We start from the raw sequence: 17,650 nt of genomic DNA, 5'->3' as shown, positions 1-17,650 counted from the left end.
CTCCATGCACAAGGACGAACCGCTCGTCGAGGCCCGCATCGCCCGCCTCGTCCGCGACCGGATCGACCCGGCGGTCCACCGCCGGTCGGCACCCGTGACGGTGACGGCGTGGGAGGTGCCCGACGAACCCGTGCCGTTCGCCGACGCCGTCACGCAGGAGTTCACGCCGTTCACGGTGGGCTCGGCGTGGGGCGGCCGTCCGTGGGGCACGACGTGGTTCAAGGTGACGGGTACGGTGCCCGAGGACTTCGGCACCGCTGACGGCACGACCGCCGAGCTGCTCGTCGACCTCGGGTTCACGAAGCGCCACCCCGGGTTCCAGGCCGAGGGACTCGCGTACCGGCCGGACGGCACCACGATCAAGGCCATCGAGCCGCGGAACAACGCCGTGCCGCTCGCCGTCGGACCAGGGGAGTCGTTCGAGCTCTACGTCGAGGCAGGAGCGAACCCGGACATCGGCGGCGACTCGTTCCAGGGCGCGACGCCGCTCGGGTCCCGGAAGACCGCCGGCGACGAGCCGATCTACCGGCTCCGCGCGCTCGAGGTCGTCGAGCGCGACGACACCGTGTGGGAGCTCCAGCAGGACTTCTGGGTGCTCCGCGGGCTCATGGCGGAGCTGCCGACCGACGGCACCCGTGGCGCGGACATCCTCCGGGCGCTCGAGCGGGCCGCCGATGCGCTCGACCCGGACGACGTCGCCGGGACGGCCGCAGCCACCCGCGAGGTGCTCGCACCGGTGCTCGCCGTCCCCGCGAGTGGAGCGGCGCACCGGGCGATCGCCGTGGGGCACGCCCACATCGACTCCGCCTGGCTCTGGCCGGTCCGGGAGACGAAGCGCAAGTGCGCCAGGACGTTCTCGAACGTGCTCGACCTGATGGACAGCGATCCCGACTTCACCTTCGCGTGTTCGTCAGCCCAGCAGTACGCGTGGATCCGGGACGAGTACCCGTCGATCTTCGCGCGCATCAAGCAGCGCGTCGCCGAAGGACGGTGGATCCCGGTCGGCGGCATGTGGGTCGAGTCGGACACGAACCTGCCCGGCGGTGAGGCGCTCGCCCGGCAGTTCGTCGCGGGCAAGCGGTTCTTCCTCGAGGAGTTCGGCATCGACACCCCGGAGGCATGGCTCCCGGACTCGTTCGGGTACACCGGGGCGCTGCCGCAGATCGTCCGGGCAGCCGGGTCGAAGTGGTTCGTCACGCAGAAGCCCTCGTGGAACGAGACGAACGTCATCCCGCACACGTCGTTCCACTGGGAGGGTATCGACGGCTCCCGCATCCTGACGCACCTGCCCCCGGCGGACACGTACAACTCCGACGTCTCGCCCGCCGACCTGCACCGCGGGGAGCGGCAGAACAAGGAGCGCGGCACCGCGAACACGTCGATGCTGCTCTACGGCTTCGGCGACGGCGGCGGTGGTCCCACGCGCGAGATGGTCGCAGCAGCCCACCGTCAGCACGACGTCGACGGCTCGCCCCGCGTCGACCTCGGGACGCCCGCACAGGTGTTCGAGCAGCTCGAGCAGGAGCTCCCCGTCCCCGGCGTCTGGTCCGGCGAGATGTACCTCGAGTTCCACCGCGGGACCTACACGTCGCAGATCCGCACGAAGCAGGGCAACCGTCGCTCCGAGCACCTGCTCCGCGAGGCCGAACTCTGGGCGGCGACCGCTGCCGTGCGCCTCGGGCTCGACTACCCCTACGAGCAGCTCGAAGCGGCATGGCACACCGTCCTGTTGCAGCAGTTCCACGACATCCTGCCCGGCTCCTCGATCGCGTGGGTCTACGAGAACGCCGAGGAGAACTACCGGCTCGTCGCCGAGACGCTCGAGGGGCTGATCGGCGACGCGACGACCGCGCTCGCGGGCGGCTCGACCGACGGGACCGTCGTGCGGTTCAACGCGTCGCCGGTCAGTGCGGGGGACGCAACCGCCCTGGGTGGTTCCCTCGGCTCGGAGCCGGAAGCCGTGCCTCCCGTCCGCTCCGGCGACCACTTCGTGTTCGACACCGGCGCGGTCGTGGCGACCATCGACGCGGCCGGCCACGTCGTGTCGTTCGTCGAGCACGCGACCGGACGCGACGCCATCGCGCCCGGGACGGTCGCCGCGGAGTACACCGTGTTCCGCGACACCCCGAACCAGTGGGAGGCGTGGGACATCGACCGCGCGTACCAGCGCAACGGGAACGCGCTGTCGGCCACGTCGGTGTCGGTCGAGGGGGACTCGCTCGTCGTGGTCCGTCCGGTCGGCTCGTCGACCGTGACCACGCGCTACTCGGCCGTCGCCGGGCAACCGGAGCTCACCATCGAGACCGAGGTCGACTGGCACGAGCAGCAGAAGCTCCTGAAGCTGGCGTTCCCGCTCGACGTGCGGGCCAGCGTCGCCTCGAGCGAGATCCAGTTCGGGCACATCGACCGGCCGACCCACCAGAACACGTCGTGGGACTTCGCCCGCTTCGAGACCTCGGCGCACCGGTGGGTGCACGTCGCGGAGCCCGGGTTCGGTGTCGCCGTCGCGAACGACTCGACCTACGGGCACGACATCACCCGGTCGACGCGTGCCGACGGCGGGACGACGACGCTCGTCCGCGAGTCGCTCCTCCGCGGCCCGACGTTCCCGGATCCGCACGCCGACCAGGGGCACCACGTGTTCCGCACGGTGCTGCGCGTCGGGGAGTCGGTGCTGGACGCCGCCGACTCCGGGTACCGGCTCAACCTGCCGGTGCGCACGGTCGCCGGTTCGGCCCCGGTGTCGCCGCTCGTCGTCGTGTCGTCGCCGCAGGTGTTCGTCGAGGCCGTGAAGCTCGCCGAGGACCGGTCGGGGGACGTCATCGTGCGGCTCTACGAGGGACTCGGCGGTCGTGCCACGGATGTCGGCGTGGACTTCGGGTTCGACGTCGCATCGGTGGCGCAGGTGGACCTGCTCGAGCGGCCGCTCGGCACGTCGTGGGACGCAGGCTCGCCCGTGTCGCTGACGCTGCGGCCGTTCGAGATCGTCACGCTGCGGGTGCGGCGGGCGTAGAGGACCGCGACGCCGGACGGGCACGGGTGCGCTCGTCCGGCGTCGTGTCGCGCGGAGTGGCAGCTCCGCGTGGGTGGGGGCGTTTCGCGCGTAGGCAGCTGTTTCGCGCGTGGGAGGCCGAAACGCGCGTAGGAGGTCGGTTGTTCCGACCTCCTACGCGCGATTCCGCTTTCCATCGCGGATGAAGTGGGTGGGAAGCGGTAGCCCTCCACAGATCGCCGGCCTGGAGGCTCGTCCACCGTCGGCGCCGCACCGCGCCAGTGCAGGTGGCCGGTCCGGCAGCGTGGGTGACATGGAACAGCCACTCCCGATCCACAGGTCCACGCCCACCCGAGAAGCCGGCCGGTCCGGCTCAGCGATGCGCCGCCGGACTGCTCGTCCCGGCCCCGACCAGCTCGTCCGAGTCGGTCCCAACGCGTTCGTGCGGGCGCTCGACTGGAACGCCGCCGGCCCCCGAACCCGCTACGTCACACGTGTGCACGCCAGGCTGCTCCGGCTGGGCGCACCGGCCTCGGCGTCGCACGCTTCGGCGGCCGCCTTGCACGGACTCGCGTGGCTCGCCGGTTGGCCGGAGGACGTCCACGTCACGGTGCCGAGGTCCCGGTACCGCAGCCGGAGCCCGGGTCTCGTGCTGCACACCCGTCCGCTCGGGGCGTCGGGGGTCGCGCGGGACGGACGGGTGACGGCGACGACCGTCGAACGCACCGTGATCGACGTGGCACTCACGGGGGACGTCCGCTCCGCGGTGGTCCTGGCGGATTCTGCGCTTCGTCGTGGGGTGTCCGCCGCCCAGCTCGACCACGCACTCGCCGCGTACCCTGCGGCTCGTGGTCGGCGCACGGCCGAACTCGTGCTGGAGCTCGCCGACGCGCGTTCCGGCTCGCCGGCGGAGTCGTTCGCACGAGTGGTCTTCCGAGAACTCGGGCTCCCGGAGCCGGTCCTGCAGCAGGAGTTCGTGCTCGACGGGCGCCGGATCGTCGTCGACTTCTGGTTCCCCGAGCAGGGTGTCGTCGTCGAGATCGACGGTCGCGCGAAGTACACGCAGGAGCGGTACCTGGCCGGCAGGTCCCCTGCCGACGCCTTCATCGACGAGAAACGACGGCAAGAGCTCCTGCTCACCTCGCCGGACGTCCGCCGTGTCGTGCGGGTCGAGTGGCGTGATCTGCACCTCCCGGAGCCGTTGGCGCATCGACTCCGGGCAGCGGGGCTCCCGTGTGCCGTCCGCCCGGGGCCGAGCGCGATCCTGGCCGCGGCGTGACCGGACCAGGCCTAGCGTGGCGGTATGGCCGTCACCGAGATCTGGCTCGTCCGCCACGGGGAGTCCACCGCCAACGTCGCCGCCGCACAGGCCGATGCCGCGGGCGCCGACGTCATCGAGGTCGAGCACCGCGATGCCGACGTCCCGCTGAGCCTGCTCGGGGAACGACAGTCGCGCGCCCTCGGCCCGGAGCTCGCCGCCCGCGGGGTCGACGACGTCCCGGTCGCGCTCTGGGTCTCGCCGTATCGTCGCGCGCAGCAGACGATCGACCTCGCGCTCGACGCAGGTGGGCTCGCGCTGCCGTCACGCAGAGTGGACGAACGGCTGCGGGATCGCGAACTCGGCGTGCTCGACCTGCTCACGCTGGCCGGCGTGCGGAACCGGTACCCGGACGAAGAACGCCGACGGCGGTGGCTCGGGAAGTACTACCACCGACCCGCGGGCGGCGAGTCATGGGCGGACGTCCTGCTCCGCCTGCGCTCGCTCATGGTCGACGTGGACCGGCTCGACGAGCCGGAGCGACTGGTGATCGCCGCGCACGACGCCGTCGTCATGCTCGCCGTCGCCGTGTGCCTCGACCTCGACGAGCCGGCGCTGACGGAGTTCGCCGAGTCGCACACCGTCCAGAACGCGTCCCTCACGCGCCTCCGGCGGGACGCGGTGGGTGCGCCGTGGGCGCTCGAGGAGTTCTCCGCGGTCGAGCACCTCGTCGATGACTCCGAAGCCGAGGTCACCGAGCACAGCGGGCGGAAGGACGACGTCCGTGCCGTCTGAAGTCATCACGCCGCACTTCCTCCGAGCCTGGCCGCTGCCGGGAGCCGGCGTCGGCAAGTACGGCCGCGGCCAGGTGCTCGTCGTCGGTGGCGCGGCGAGGACACCGGGCGCCGCGATGCTCGCTGCCGTCGCTGCACTCCGCGTCGGTGCCGGGCGGCTGACGCTCGCGGTCGCACGGAGTGTCGCCGGCCAGGTCGCGGTCGCGCTGCCCGAGTCCGGTGTCGAGGCCCTCGCAGAGGACGACGACGGGCACGTCGCCGTCGGGGCCATCGCATCGGTCCGAGCCGATCTGGGCAGCGCGGACGCCGTGCTCGTCGGGCCGGGGCTCGACGAGCCGGACGGCGCCCGTGACCTCGTGCGGGGGCTGGGCGGGGCCGTCCGAGACCACACCGTCGTGGTGCTCGACGCGTTCGCGCTCGGAGTGGCCGCCGACGTCGTCGAGGAGCTCGAGCCGCTGCGCGGTCGGCTCGTCATGACCCCGAACTCCGGCGAGGCGGGGCGGTTGCTCGGGCGCGACACGACGGACGACCACGGGGTGGACGGCCACGCTGCGGACGCGCTCGAGATCGCGGAGCGGTACGGCGCCGTGGTCTCGTTCGCCGGCGTCGTCGCGGCGCCGGACGGCCGGACGTGGGTGATGGGAACCGGTTCCGGTGGGCTCGGGACGAGCGGGAGCGGAGACGTCCTCTCGGGCGCGATCACCGGGTTGCTCGCCCGCGGTGCCGACGTCGACCAGGCGGTGGTGTGGGCGACGCACGTGCACGCTGCCGCGGGGGACCGGCTCGCGGTGCAGGTGGGGCCGATGGGCTACCTGGCGAGCGAGCTCCTCGCCGAGATCCCGCGCGTCCTGGTCGAACTCGGCGCCTGAAACGTGCACGTTCCAACCCACACCCGACGCATTCGGAAGCCTTCTCGCGCGGAGGAGGTCGGAACACCACGCCACCTACGCGCGATTCCACCTCCTACGCGCGAAGCCACCCGCCCCACCCGCGCGGCCCGCACCACTCAGGCGCGCAGTGACTCCACGGCCTTCTCGATGCGCCGGAGTCGCGTCTCCGGTGCCTTCGCCTGCACCACCGGGTCGACGAGCGCCCGCTGGCGGGAGTTCGACAGCGTGTTGAACGCCGCGCGGACGCCCGCCTCGGTCAGCGCCGCCGCCAGGTCCTCCGGCAGGTCCACGGTCCGGGGTTGTGCATCGACCACGAGTGAGACGGTGACGGTGTCACCAGCGGCGAGGCCGGATGCCGCACGGTGTTCGGCCGAGAGCGGAACGAGGAACTGCTCGTTCATCACGCCCACCGTCGACCGGTAGGTGTACCCGCCGTTCAGGGTGACCACCACCGGCGGGCGCTTCCCCGAGCCGAGCGCGTCGATGACCTCGGCCGGCACGGGCAGGCCCGTCGCCGTCTTGCGTGCCTGCAGCACCGTCGTCGTGAACTCCACAGGCCGAACGTACAACCGCTCCCCGACGTTCCGCCACCGTTCACCGTCGCAGCACGAACGCGAAACCGGCCGCGTCCACGATCATCCCGAACGCACCACCGAACACGGCGCCGGCCGCAGCACCGAACGCGACACCGGCGCACCACAGGACGTCACCTCGAACGCCACCCGAAAGGCACCTCTCCGTGCAGTACAAGCGCACCCTGGCCGGCCTCGCCCTGGCCGCAGCCGCAGTCGTCACCCTCGCCGGCTGCTCCGCGACGAGCTCCGCGTCCACCGGCAGCGGCGGCGACGCCGACTGGAAGACCGCCACGAGCGCCGAGAGCGCCGGCGGCATGGACGCCCTCGTCACGGCGGCGAAGGCGGAGGGGCAGCTCAACGTCATCGCGCTGCCGCCGTCGTGGGCGAACTACGGCAAGATCATCGACGGCTTCACCAAGAAGTACGGCATCACGGTCAACTCCGCGAACCCGAACGGGTCGAGCGCCGACGAGGTCGCCGCCGTGAAGTCGCAGAAGGGCCAGTCGACGGCACCGGACGTGCTCGACCTCGGCAACGCCGTCATGCAGCAGAACCTCGACCTGCTCACGGACTACAAGGTCGCGAACTGGAGCGACATCCCGACGAACCTGAAGGACGCGGACGGCAAGTGGACGCGTGACTACACGGGCCTCATGTCGATCGGCTACGACTCCTCGAAGATCAAGTCGGCCCCGAAGGACCTGGACGACCTGCTCGGCTCCGAGTACAAGGGCAAGGTCTCGATCTCGGGCGACCCGACGCAGGCGAACCAGGCAGCGTCCGCCGTGTACCTGGCGGCGCTCGAGAACGGCGGCTCGGCCGACGACATCACCAAGGGCGTCGAGTACTTCGGCAAGCTCAAGCAGGCGGGCAACTTCCAGAACGTGCTGCCGACACAGGCCACTGTCGCCTCTGGGGAGACCCCCGTCGTGGTCCAGTGGTCGTACAACAACCTGGCGTGGGGCCCTGCTGCGGGGACGAGTGGGAACAAGAACTGGAAGACCGTGGTCCCGAAGGGTCAGGCGCTCGGCTCGTACTACTCGCAGGCCATCAACAAGGACGCCCCGCACCCCGCGGCAGCCCGCCTGTGGCAGGAGTGGATCGCCAGCGCCGACGTACAGAACCTCTACCTGCAGGCCGGTGCCTTCCCGTCGACGCTCGCCGCACTCGAGAAGTCCGGAAAGGTCGACCAGGACGCCCTCGACGCCGCCGGCGGTGCGCCGAAGGACTACGTCGAGCTGACGGACGACCAGGTCGCAGCGGCATCGAAGGTCCTCGCCGCCAAGTGGTCCGCCACGATGGGCTCCTGACCAGCATGACCACCGCATCGGCACCAGGCGCGCCGGCCGCAGCGAGCATCACGCCCGCGGCGACGCTCGTCACGAGCGAGCACGCCGATGCCACCACCCGCCGCGGTGCCGGACCCCGTGTCCGGCGCCGCGGCGGCGTCGCGTGGCTCGGACTCACCCCGTTCGCCGCCTACGTGGTGCTCTTCCTCGCCGTCCCCGCGGTGATCGCGGTCGGCAGTGGGTTCTTCGACGCGACCGGACGCCCGACGCTGGCGAACCTCGCCGCGTTCGCGGACCCGAGCGTGCTCCGGGCGTTCGGCGCATCGTTCGGGCTCTCCGCGGTGTCCGCGATCGTCGGTGCGGTCGTCGGCGCGATCGTCTGCTGGGCGCTGTCGTCGCTCGCCCCCGACGGCATCGTGCGCTCGATGATCGACTCCGCCGCGAGCGTCCTCGCGCAGTTCGGCGGCGTGATGCTCGCCTTCGCGTTCATCGCCACGATCGGCGCCCAGGGGCTGGTGACGACGTGGCTGGCGTCGACGTTCCACTGGGACATCAACTCCGGCGGTGCGTTCCTCTACACGGTCCCCGGTCTCGTGCTCCCCTACGTGTACTTCCAGGTGCCGCTGATGGTGCTCACCTTCATGCCGGCGTTCGAGGGCGTGAAGACCCAGTGGGGCGAGGCCGCCGCGACCCTCGGGGCGAGCCGCTGGACGTACTGGCGCCGGATCGCCCTCCCCGTGCTCGCACCGGCGTTCTGGGGATCGCTGCTCCTGCTCTTCGCCAACGGCTTCTCGTCGTTCGCCACGGCCGCTGCGCTCATCTCGCAGGGTGGCATCGTCCCGCTGACGATCCGCGCCCAGCTCACGAGCGAGACGATCATCGGCCTGCAGAACGTCGCCGGCGTGCTCGCGTTCGGCATGGTCGTCGTGATGGCGGTCGTGATGGGCGCGTACTCGCTCCTGCAGCGTCGCGCATCGAGGTGGCAGCGATGACCGCGACGGGAGGCTCGCCCCGCGTCACGCAGACCGGCCGGCGCCGGTCGCGGCGCACCACGGCACGCTTCGGCGCCGCCCCGTCCCGGGTCACCGCCGCGATCGTCCTGGCCGTGATCGGAGTGGTCTTCGCCGTCCCGATCGCCGCCCTCGTGCAGTTCACCTTCCGCCAGGGGACCTCAGGTGCCCTGACCGGCGCGCACTACGCCGCCATCGTCGACCCGGTCAACCGGGCGACCTACCAGCCGGTGTTCGACGGCCTCGGCGCCTCGCTCGTGATCGCGCTCATCACCGTGGCGATCGTGCTGCTCGTGCTCCTGCCCGCGCAGATCATCACCGCGCTGCGGTACCCGAGGCTCCGCCGGATCCTGGAGTTCGTCTGCATCGTGCCGATCACGGTCCCCGCGGTGGTCCTCGTCGTCGGCTTCGTGCCCGTCTACCAGGTCGTCTCCCAGGTCTTCGGTTCCGGCGCGTGGACCCTGGCGTTCGCGGTGGGGATCATCGCGCTGCCGTTCGCGTTCCGCCCGATCGCCGCCGCCATCACCGCGACCGACATGACCACCCTGTCCGAGGCCGCACGCTCGCTCGGCGCCTCGTGGTGGACGGTGACCTGGCGGGTCCTCCTGCCGAACCTCCGACGCGGCATCATCGCGGCGTGCTTCCTGACGATCACCGTCGTCCTCGGCGAGTACACGCTCGCATCGTTCCTCTCCCGCACGACGTTCCAGACCGGGCTCGTGCTCGTGCAGCAGACCGACCCGTACGTCGCGGCGGTCTTCTCGCTCGGCGCCCTGGTGTTCGGGTTCGTGCTGCTCGTCGCCATCGGCCGGATCGGCACGCGCCGCACCTCCAAGGAGTCCGCATGACCACCATCGCCCCCGCTGCACCCGCGTCGCTCCGAGCCGCCGGCGCCGTCGTCGAGCTCGAGGCGGTCGAGAAGCGCTACGGCACCCACCTCGCCCTCGCTGGGCTGTCGCTCCGCATCGAGCCGGGGGAGTTCCTGTCGCTCCTCGGCCCGTCGGGCTGCGGCAAGACGACGGCGCTCCGGGCGCTCGCCGGACTCGAGGGCATCGACGCCGGCGCGATCCGCATCGACGGCGCCGACGTCGCGAGCACCCCGGCGAACAAGCGCGACATGGGGATGGTCTTCCAGCAGTACTCGCTGTTCCCGCACATGACGGTGCGCCAGAACGTCGCCTTCGGCCTCGAGATGCGCCGCGTGCCGACGGGCGAACGGAAGACCCGTGTGGTCGACGCGCTCGACATGGTGCACCTCGCGGACTTCGCGGACCGCTTCCCGCACCAGCTCTCCGGCGGGCAGCAGCAGCGTGTGGCGCTCGCGCGTGCGCTGGTCACCCGGCCGCGGGTGCTGCTCCTCGACGAACCGCTGTCCGCCCTCGACGCCAAGGTCCGGGTGTCGTTGCGCGACGAGATCCGACGCATCCAGACCGACCTCGGCATCACGACGGTGTTCGTCACCCACGACCAAGAGGAGGCGCTCGCCGTCTCCGACCGGATCGCCGTGATGCACGCGGGCGGCATCGAGCAGATCGGCACGCCCGAAGCGCTCTACCGCTCGCCGTCGTCGGCGTTCACGGCGGACTTCGTCGGGCAGTCGAACCGGCTCCGCGGGGACCTCCGCGGCGGGGACGTCTTCGTGTACGGGTTCCGCGTGCCGGCGCTCGACCAGTCCGCCGCCGACGGCCCGGTGCTCGCCTACGTCCGGCCGGAGGACATCGCGTTCGCGTCGGACGGCGTCACCGGCACCGTCGTCTCGTCGAGCTTCCTCGGATCGATCCGACGGACGACCGTCCGCCTCGACGACGACACCGTCGTCACGGTCCAGCACGAGGTCGGCGACCGCCACGCGACCGGCGACGCCGTCGCCGTGCGCCTCCTCGGCGCACCCGTCGCGATCGCACCGATCGCCTGACTGTCCGCGGTCCGGGCCAGGTCCAGGGTCGTGAAAGCAACAGAATGCCGCAGGAATCTGGGCACGATCTGTCGCTTCCGCGGCTCTGGTGGCGGTGCCGGTCAGCGCTGGAAGCGCGCCTCCGGTTCGCCCGCCAGGGCGACCTGCACCCGCTCCCGCATGTTCTCGGACATCGCCGGCAGCGCGGAGACCGGGGCCCAGAACGCCTCGGTGTTCTCGCCGTCGGCCGGGTACGGCTCACCGGACGACCACCGGCACGCGAAGACGAGGTCCATGTACTGCGCACGGTCCCCGTTCGCGTAGGTCATCTCCGGCAGGGTCTGCACCCACACCAGCCGTTCGGCGACCGCGACGACGCCCGCTTCCTCGAGGACCTCGCGCTCGGCCGCGACCGCGGGTTCCTCACCGGGGTCGACGATGCCGGTCACGGGTGTCAGGGCGCCGTTGTCCGCCCGCCGGACCACGAGCAGTTCGCGGTCGTCGCCCTCGCCGCGGGTGACGACGGCCGTCACGCCGGTCAGCCAGAGCGGGGCGTTCCCGATCTTCTCGCGCAGGGACAGGACGAAGTCGGGCGTCGGCATGCCGCCACGCTACCGATGGGTCGATACGCTCGGACCATGGCACGCGCAAGCAGGGCGCTCGAGGTTCGGGCGGACCACGGGGTCTGGGCCGCAGGATGGCGACTCGCGATCGCCGGGGTGGTGCGCGCCGTGACCCCGGGTCGGCGACTCGCGTTGTTCGCCTCGCTCGGTGTCGTGGTGGTCGGGCTCGTCGTCGGACTCGTCCGCGGGTCCTCGTCGCCGGCTTCGGTCGCTGTCCTGATCGGGACCGCGGCGCTCCTGGCGTACCTCGTCGTCGCGGTCGAACTCGTGCTCTGGACGATGGCGGATCGTCGTCGGGTCGCCCCGACCGACGTCGACCCGGAACGGCTCGGACGGGTGCAGCAGGCGATCGCCGACGGGCACGCGTCGTCGGTCGAGCCCGCCGATCGCCGTGCACTCGTGCGGTTCGCCCGGGTGCAGCAGACCGCGCTCCCCGCGACCGTCCTGGTCCACGTGCTCGGGGTCAGCGTCGGTGTGCTGCTCGCCGCCCTCGAGGCGTTCGCCGGGTCGGCCGGGATCGTCGTGCTCGTGCTCGCCGTGCTGATCGTGGCGGTGTCGGCGTGGTCGCTCCGCGGTGCGCTCCGCGCGCTCGGGTCGACGCCGGAGCTCGTGGCGCTGGAGGACTGATCGGCCCTGTCGCGGACTGGTCATGACCAGTAGGATGTGCCCGTGGAGATCATCATCCTGCCCACGCCTGCTGAGGTCGGTCGCGTCGCTGCGGCGAAGATCGCCTCGGTCGTGGCGAAGAAGCCGTCAGCCGTCATCGGTCTCGCGACCGGGTCCAGCCCCCAGGACATCTACACCGACCTGCAGCGCCGCGTGGACGCGGGGGAGATCTCCTTCGCCGAAGCGCGCGGGTTCGCCCTGGACGAGTACGTCGGGATCCCGCTGGAGCACCCCGAGTCGTACGCGTCGGTGATCGCGCGTGACGTGGTGGCGCCGCTGGGCTTCGACGCGTCGCGGGTCCGGGTGCCGGACGGTCGTGCTGCGGACATCGAGTTCGCGGCGAAGGAGTACGACGCCGCGATCCGTGCCGCCGGTGGGATCGACGTGCAGATCCTCGGGATCGGGGCGAACGGGCACATCGGCTTCAACGAGCCGACGTCCTCGTTCGCGTCACGGACCCGCATCAAGACGCTCGCACCGTCGACGCGGGAGGCCAACGCCCGGTTCTTCGACAGTCTGGACCAGGTGCCGACGCACTGCATGACGCAGGGGCTCGGCACGATCCTCGAGGCGCAGCAGCTGGTGCTCGTGGCGCAGGGGTCGGCGAAGGCCGAGGCGATCGCGGCCGCGGTGGAGGGGCCGCTGTCCTCCTTCGTGCCCGGGAGTGCGCTGCAGCTCCACGAGCACGCGACCGTCGTGGTCGACGAGGAAGCAGCAGCCGGACTCCGGCTCGCGGACTACTACAAGTACACGTACGCGAACAAGCCGTCCTGGCAGCTGTTCGAGTAGGCGTCACACCGATCGGGCGGCGTAGGCCGAGTGCAGTCGGCTGAGCCCCTCGTGCAGGGTCTCCGCCGAGCACCCGAAGTTGAGCCGGGCGAAGCCGCGCCCCTGCCGCCCGAACGCCGGTCCGCTGGCGAGCGCCACCTTCGCGTCGTCGACGAGCACCGCCGCGGGGTCGTCGCCCCACGGCAGCGCCCCGAGGTCGATCCACGACAGGTAGGACGCCTGCGGCTGTCGGTGCACGGCTCCCGGGAGTGCGGTCCCGAGCTCCTCGGCGAGGATCCGCCGGTTCGCGGCGAGTTCGGCGAGCAGCGACGCGAGCCACGGACCGCCCTCGCGGAAGGCGGCGACGCTCGCGGTGTACCCGAGGATGCCCGTGCGCTCGACGACCTCGCCCGGGAGCCCGTCGAACCACCCGCGTGCCCGGTCCGACGCGCCGACCATCAGCGCGCACTTGGTACCGGCGAGGTTCCACGCCTTGCTCGCGCTCGTCAACGCGACGCCGAGCGCGGCTGCCTCCTGGCAGGAGTCGAGGAACGGGGTGAACGTCGCGTCGGCGTGCACGAGCGGTGCGTGGATCTCGTCGGAGACGACCACGGCGTCCCACTCCGCGGCGAGCTGCGCGAGTGCCACGAGCGACGCGCGGTCGTGGACGAGTCCGAGCGGGTTGTGCGGGTTGCAGAGCAGGACCGTCCGGGCGCCGTCGGCGAACGCACGACGGACGCCGTCGAGGTCCATCCGCCACCCGGCCGTGGTGTCGAACGGGTCCGCTGGGCCGTCCGGCGCGATGAGCGGCACCTCGGTCACGGAGCCGCCGGCTTCGCTGACGTACTCCCAGAACGGCGGGTACACGGGCGGCATGATGACGACCTGGTCGCCTGGCTCGATCACCCGGCGGAGCACCTCCACCGCGGCGACGGACACGTCCGTGGTGGTCCGGACCAGGTCGGGGTTCACCTTCCACCCCCACCGGTCGCCCGCGAAGTCCGCGAACGCCTCGGGCAGGGCCCTGCCGTGCCCGACGTACCCGGTGTCCCCGGCGGTGACGGCGGCCACGAGGGCATCCCGCACGGGTTCGGCGAGCATGCTGTCCATCTCCGCGACGAACATCGGCAGCACGTCCGGCGGGTAGGCGGTGTACTTCTCGCTCGTGCGGGACCGGCTGGCATCGAACACGGAGACCATGACGCTCATGGGACTCATCCTCGCACCGTGGTCGCGCTGTGCTGAGCGGTGCCTCAGACTGGAGGCATGCCGGAACTTCCTGTCGTGTTCGAAGTCGGCTCGATGATCGCCCTCGTCGCGATCCTGCTCGCTGACCTGCTCATCGTCGCCCGTCGTCCGCACGTTCCGACGCTCAAGGAGTCGGCGATCTGGGTCGGGCTGTACGTCGGGCTCGCGCTGGTCTTCGCCGTGGCGATGTTCGTCTTCGCGGGCGGGGAGCCCGCCGGGCAGTTCGTCGCCGGATGGCTGACCGAGTACAGCCTCAGCATCGACAACCTCTTCGTCTTCGTCATCATCATGGCGCGGTTCTCGGTCCCGAAGCAGATCCAGCAAGAGGTCCTCATGCTGGGGATCATCATCGCGCTGGTGCTCCGGGGCGTCTTCATCCTCGTCGGAGCCCAGCTGATCGAGGACTTCTCCTGGATCTTCTACCTCTTCGGCGCCTGGCTGATCTGGACGGCGATCCAGCAGCTCCGGGACGAGGACGGCGACGACGAGAAGGACGGCCTCGTCGTCCGGCTGCTGCGCCGACGCGTGCGCCTGACCGACACCTTCGACGGGATGAAGTTCCGCACCACGCAGGACGGCGTCCGACACTTCACGCCGCTGCTCGTCGTCCTGATCGCCATCGGCACGACCGACCTGCTCTTCGCGCTCGACTCGATCCCCGCGATCTTCGGCATCACCGAGAGCGCGTTCATCGTGTTCACCGCGAACGTGTTCGCCCTGATGGGCCTGCGGCAGCTGTACTTCCTGCTCGGTGGACTCCTCGAGCGGCTCGTCTACCTGAAGTACGGGATCGCGTTCATCCTCGCCTTCATCGGCGTGAAGCTCGTGCTGCACGCACTGCACGGCAACGAGCTGCCCTTTCTCAACGGCGGGGACGGCTTCGCCTGGGCGCCGGAGATCCCGACGTGGGTGTCGCTCGTGGTCATCCTGGTGGCGATGGCCGCGTCGACGCTGGCGAGCGTCGTTCGTCTGCGCCACGACGGCGGTGCCACGAGCGACCAGGACAGCGGTACGGAGCAGCCCGTCCGCACCTCGGACTGACGCCCGCCGCGCGCTGCCGGGGGTGTTCAGTCGAGGGGACGCCCGTCGGCCCAGACCCGCTGCACCTCGAACGACGGCGACAGCGCCACGAGGTCCGCGGCGAACCCCGGCGCGAGACGGCCCAGGCGGTCGCCGAGCCCGAGTGCCTGGGCGGGCACGCTCGTCAGCGCCGCGACGGCAGCGGGGAGCGGCTGTCCGGCGAGGGTGACGGCGTTCCGCAGCGCGACGTCCTGCGTGAGCGTCGACCCCGCGATGGTCTCGGTCCCGGCGACGTGGGCGACGCCGTCCGTCACGGTGACGTCGAGGGAGCCCAGCGTGTAGGAACCGTCCGCGGCGCCGGCGGCCCCCATCGCGTCCGTGATCAGTGCGACCCGCCCCGGGGCCGCGCGGAACAGGGTCTCCGCGACGACCGGGTGCACGTGGACGCCGTCGAGGATGAGCTCGAGGGTCACACGGTCGTCCGCCACGGCGGCCCCGATCGGCCCCGGCGCGCGGTGGTGCAGGCCCGGCATCGCGTTGCACGCGTGGGTGAGCACCGTCGCGCCGGCGTCGAACGCGGCGCGTGCCTGGTCGAACGTGCCGACGGTGTGCCCGACCGCGACGACCACGCCGCCGGACACGAAGATGCGGACCGCGTCGAGGGCGCCGGGCAGCTCGGGTGCGATGGTGACCTGGCGGATGACACCGTCGCCGGCCGACAGCAGCTCGTCGACCGCGGCCGGGGTCGGATCGATCAGGAACGACTCGTTGTGGGCGCCCTTGTTGTGCGGGGAGAGGAACGGCCCCTCCAGGTGCACACCGAGCACGAGCGGGTCGGTGTCCATCACGGCGCGGATCTGTGCGAGCGAGTCGGCGATGGCGGGGACGGGGTTCGCGACGAGCGACAGCACCGATCGGGTCGTGCCGTGGGACCGGTGCATCGCGAGCGACTCGGCGAACGAGTCGTCCTCGTAGGACTCCGTCGCCCCACCGTGCCCGTGCAGGTCGATGAACCCGGGGGTCAGGATCGCGTCGCCGAGCTCGACGACCTCGTCCGCGGCAGGTGCTTCGGGACCGGAGCCGACCGCGTGGATGGTGTCACCGGTGACCAGGACCCAGCCGTCGGCGGTGGACCCGGACACGTCGACGACGTGACGGGCGCGGACCAGCGTGCGCCGAGCCTCCAGGCCGGACGCGCCGGACGCGCCGGACGCGCCGGACGCGCCGGACGCGCCGGACGCGCCGGACGTACCGGATGCGCCGGACCCGCCGCTCACCGCGTCTCCCGCCGGAACGTGACGATCCCGGAGACCGCGGCCACCACGATGAAGACCAGACCCACGACCGGATGCCCGATCGAGATCCAGCAGCCACCGGCCGCGACGATCAGGGCCACCTCGACGATGGTCTTGCCGACCGCGTCCGTCTCGATCGGCGACCGCGGCGACCGGAACAGGTACCAGACGACGATCGCGAAGACGGGCGCGCCGATCATGAACAGGATCCCGGGCATCGGGAACGGCCACGCGATGTAGCCCCAGTACGCCAGCGAGAGCAGACCGAAGGTGCAGACGACCACCCGCAGCACCTTCCAGGCGTCGAACTCGCGTCGGGGCTTGCCGATCGCCGACGGGTCAGGCGTGTCTCCCCAGTCCATGGGGGAGCGCGGTGCGTTGCTCATGGTGCCTACTTGAAGATGATCGTGCGGGCGCCGTCGAGCAGGACTCGGTCCTCCGCGATCCAGCGCACCGCCTGGGTGAGGGTCCTGGACTCCTCGTCCTGGCCGATCGACACCAGCTCGGACGGGTCCTTCGTGTGGTCGACGCGGACGACGTTCTGCTCGATGATGGGCCCCTCGTCGAGATCGCTCGTGACGAAGTGCGCCGTCGCACCGATCAGCTTCACGCCGCGGGCGTGCGCCTGCCGGTACGGGTTCGCACCCTTGAAGCCGGGCAGGAACGAGTGGTGGATGTTGACCGCGCGGCCCTTGAGCGCGGCGCAGAGCTCCGGCGACAGGATCTGCATGTAGCGCGCGAGGACGACGAGCTCGATGTCGTGTTCCTCCACCGCCGCGAGGATGCGGCGCTCCATCGCTTCCTTGCTGGCCGCGTCGGTGACCGGACGGTGCTCGAACGGGACGGAGTAGAACGCCGCGAGCTCGGACAGGTCCGCGTGGTTCGACAGCACCAGCGGCACGTCGATCGGGAGCTGGCCGCCGCGCTGCCGGTAGAGCAGGTCGTTCATGCAGTGCCCGGCCTTCGACACCAGGACGAGTGTGCGCATCGGCCGGCCGACGACGTCGAGCTGGACGCGCATGCCGTAGCGCTCGACAACCGGGGCGATGGCCTGCTCGAACGTCGCGCGGTCGACGGGCGCCATCACCTGCAGGCGCATGAAGAACGTGTTCGTGTCGTGGCTGGAGAACTGCTGCGACTCGGTGATGTTGCCCTGCGCCTGCACGACGGCCCCGGAGACGGCGTGCACGATCCCGGGCTGGTCGTCGCAGACCAGCGTGAGGGTCCAGTGCGTGGGGGTGCTCGCGGGCGTCGGGTCGGTCACCGGTTCAGGGTACCGGGGCGGGGCCGCTGCGCGGTGCGGACGGGAGGCTCGGCGCGGGTCCGGC

Annotated in this window: 17 protein-coding genes; 11 read left to right on the top strand and 6 right to left on the bottom strand. The window is 71.4% G+C overall.

The window, feature by feature from the left end; all coding sequences use genetic code 11:
- The first annotated feature begins 4 nt into the window (after positions 1-4).
- The 4 genes from AAEP80_RS00925 (at position 5) to AAEP80_RS00910 (ending at position 5,913) form a co-directional block, all read left to right on the top strand.
- Positions 5-3,013, top strand: coding sequence for an alpha-mannosidase (locus AAEP80_RS00925; protein ID WP_420365620.1), 3,009 nt, complete (start codon positions 5-7; stop codon positions 3,011-3,013).
- 292 nt (positions 3,014-3,305) lie between these two features.
- Positions 3,306-4,271: a hypothetical protein gene (locus AAEP80_RS00920; RefSeq protein WP_420365619.1), complete on the top strand. Its 966-nt coding sequence runs from the start codon at positions 3,306-3,308 to the stop codon at positions 4,269-4,271.
- Between the two features lie 24 nt (positions 4,272-4,295).
- A complete protein-coding gene (locus AAEP80_RS00915) occupies positions 4,296-5,045 on the top strand; it encodes a histidine phosphatase family protein (protein ID WP_420365617.1) in 750 nt (249 codons plus the stop codon).
- Positions 5,035-5,913 carry an NAD(P)H-hydrate dehydratase gene (locus tag AAEP80_RS00910; protein ID WP_420365616.1) on the top strand — a complete coding sequence of 293 codons (879 nt, stop codon included), beginning with the start codon at positions 5,035-5,037 and terminating at the stop codon, positions 5,911-5,913. Before AAEP80_RS00915 ends, AAEP80_RS00910 begins: the two co-directional genes overlap by 11 nt.
- A gap of 137 nt (positions 5,914-6,050) precedes the next feature.
- Here AAEP80_RS00910 and AAEP80_RS00905 read toward each other — a convergent pair whose 3' ends face one another.
- Positions 6,051-6,488 (bottom strand): YdeI/OmpD-associated family protein, encoded by a 438-nt coding sequence (locus AAEP80_RS00905; RefSeq protein WP_420365614.1) that lies wholly within the window; start codon positions 6,486-6,488, stop codon positions 6,051-6,053.
- Positions 6,489-6,673: 185 nt separating this feature from the next.
- Between AAEP80_RS00905 and AAEP80_RS00900 the strand changes: the two genes are divergently transcribed.
- The 4 genes from AAEP80_RS00900 to AAEP80_RS00885 are packed head-to-tail and all read left to right on the top strand — an operon-like array spanning position 6,674 to position 10,723.
- Positions 6,674-7,819: an ABC transporter substrate-binding protein gene (locus AAEP80_RS00900; RefSeq protein ID WP_413600778.1), complete on the top strand. Its 1,146-nt coding sequence runs from the start codon at positions 6,674-6,676 to the stop codon at positions 7,817-7,819.
- A gap of 5 nt (positions 7,820-7,824) precedes the next feature.
- Entirely contained in the window at positions 7,825-8,790 is a 966-nt protein-coding gene (locus AAEP80_RS00895; RefSeq protein WP_420365613.1) for an ABC transporter permease, read from the top strand.
- The gene (locus AAEP80_RS00890) at positions 8,787-9,656 is read left to right on the top strand and encodes an ABC transporter permease (RefSeq protein WP_420365612.1); all 870 of its coding nucleotides are present in this window, start codon (positions 8,787-8,789) and stop codon (positions 9,654-9,656) included. The genes AAEP80_RS00895 and AAEP80_RS00890 overlap by 4 nt, the downstream gene beginning before the upstream one ends.
- On the top strand, positions 9,653-10,723 hold the full coding sequence (locus tag AAEP80_RS00885; RefSeq protein WP_420365611.1) for an ABC transporter ATP-binding protein: 1,071 nt from the start codon (positions 9,653-9,655) through the stop codon (positions 10,721-10,723). The genes AAEP80_RS00890 and AAEP80_RS00885 overlap by 4 nt, the downstream gene beginning before the upstream one ends.
- Before the next feature lie 101 nt (positions 10,724-10,824).
- Here the strand turns inward: AAEP80_RS00885 and AAEP80_RS00880 are convergent, their stop codons facing one another.
- Complete coding sequence (locus tag AAEP80_RS00880) at positions 10,825-11,304, bottom strand: NUDIX hydrolase (protein WP_420365610.1); 480 nt, start codon at positions 11,302-11,304, stop codon at positions 10,825-10,827.
- A gap of 36 nt (positions 11,305-11,340) precedes the next feature.
- On the opposite strand from AAEP80_RS00880, the gene AAEP80_RS00875 reads away from it, so the two are divergent.
- Both AAEP80_RS00875 and nagB read left to right on the top strand, forming a co-directional pair.
- Positions 11,341-11,952, top strand: coding sequence for a hypothetical protein (locus AAEP80_RS00875; protein ID WP_420365609.1), 612 nt, complete (start codon positions 11,341-11,343; stop codon positions 11,950-11,952).
- A gap of 42 nt (positions 11,953-11,994) precedes the next feature.
- Complete coding sequence (nagB, locus tag AAEP80_RS00870; RefSeq protein WP_420365608.1) at positions 11,995-12,780, top strand: glucosamine-6-phosphate deaminase; 786 nt, start codon at positions 11,995-11,997, stop codon at positions 12,778-12,780.
- A gap of 3 nt (positions 12,781-12,783) precedes the next feature.
- Here nagB and AAEP80_RS00865 read toward each other — a convergent pair whose 3' ends face one another.
- Complete coding sequence (locus AAEP80_RS00865; RefSeq protein ID WP_420365607.1) at positions 12,784-13,968, bottom strand: MalY/PatB family protein; 1,185 nt, start codon at positions 13,966-13,968, stop codon at positions 12,784-12,786.
- A 57-nt stretch (positions 13,969-14,025) separates the two neighbouring features.
- Between AAEP80_RS00865 and AAEP80_RS00860 the strand changes: the two genes are divergently transcribed.
- Entirely contained in the window at positions 14,026-15,048 is a 1,023-nt protein-coding gene (locus AAEP80_RS00860; protein ID WP_420365606.1) for a TerC/Alx family metal homeostasis membrane protein, read from the top strand.
- 26 nt (positions 15,049-15,074) lie between these two features.
- Here the strand turns inward: AAEP80_RS00860 and nagA are convergent, their stop codons facing one another.
- The 3 genes from nagA to purU form a co-directional block, all read right to left on the bottom strand.
- Positions 15,075-16,214: an N-acetylglucosamine-6-phosphate deacetylase gene (nagA, locus tag AAEP80_RS00855; protein WP_420366831.1), complete on the bottom strand. Its 1,140-nt coding sequence runs from the start codon at positions 16,212-16,214 to the stop codon at positions 15,075-15,077.
- 86 nt (positions 16,215-16,300) lie between these two features.
- Positions 16,301-16,708 carry a YrdB family protein gene (locus AAEP80_RS00850; protein ID WP_281265910.1) on the bottom strand — a complete coding sequence of 136 codons (408 nt, stop codon included), beginning with the start codon at positions 16,706-16,708 and terminating at the stop codon, positions 16,301-16,303.
- Between the two features lie 5 nt (positions 16,709-16,713).
- Entirely contained in the window at positions 16,714-17,586 is an 873-nt protein-coding gene (gene purU, locus AAEP80_RS00845) for a formyltetrahydrofolate deformylase (RefSeq protein ID WP_420365605.1), read from the bottom strand.
- Positions 17,587-17,650 lie beyond the last annotated feature (64 nt).

The organism is Curtobacterium sp. L3-7, from assembly GCF_048756585.1.
Classification (GTDB): Bacteria; Actinomycetota; Actinomycetes; order Actinomycetales; family Microbacteriaceae; genus Curtobacterium.
The sequence above is the reverse complement of the archived record's forward strand: the minus strand, read 5'-3'. Positions and strand labels throughout refer to the sequence as shown.

Bases quoted from the DNA above. Each gene is read 5' to 3' on its own strand.
- AAEP80_RS00925 (WP_420365620.1), top strand. From the start codon at position 5: ATGCACAAGGACGAACCGCTCGTCGAGGCCCGCATCGCCCGCCTCGTC.
- AAEP80_RS00920 (WP_420365619.1), top strand. From the start codon at position 3,306: ATGGAACAGCCACTCCCGATCCACAGGTCCACGCCCACCCGAGAAGCC.
- AAEP80_RS00915 (WP_420365617.1), top strand. From the start codon at position 4,296: ATGGCCGTCACCGAGATCTGGCTCGTCCGCCACGGGGAGTCCACCGCC.
- AAEP80_RS00895 (WP_420365613.1), top strand. From the start codon at position 7,825: ATGACCACCGCATCGGCACCAGGCGCGCCGGCCGCAGCGAGCATCACG.
- AAEP80_RS00890 (WP_420365612.1), top strand. From the start codon at position 8,787: ATGACCGCGACGGGAGGCTCGCCCCGCGTCACGCAGACCGGCCGGCGC.
- AAEP80_RS00885 (WP_420365611.1), top strand. From the start codon at position 9,653: ATGACCACCATCGCCCCCGCTGCACCCGCGTCGCTCCGAGCCGCCGGC.
- AAEP80_RS00880 (WP_420365610.1), bottom strand. From the start codon at position 11,304: ATGCCGACGCCCGACTTCGTCCTGTCCCTGCGCGAGAAGATCGGGAAC.
- AAEP80_RS00875 (WP_420365609.1), top strand. From the start codon at position 11,341: ATGGCACGCGCAAGCAGGGCGCTCGAGGTTCGGGCGGACCACGGGGTC.
- AAEP80_RS00865 (WP_420365607.1), bottom strand. From the start codon at position 13,968: ATGAGCGTCATGGTCTCCGTGTTCGATGCCAGCCGGTCCCGCACGAGC.
- AAEP80_RS00860 (WP_420365606.1), top strand. From the start codon at position 14,026: ATGCCGGAACTTCCTGTCGTGTTCGAAGTCGGCTCGATGATCGCCCTC.
- AAEP80_RS00850 (WP_281265910.1), bottom strand. From the start codon at position 16,708: ATGAGCAACGCACCGCGCTCCCCCATGGACTGGGGAGACACGCCTGAC.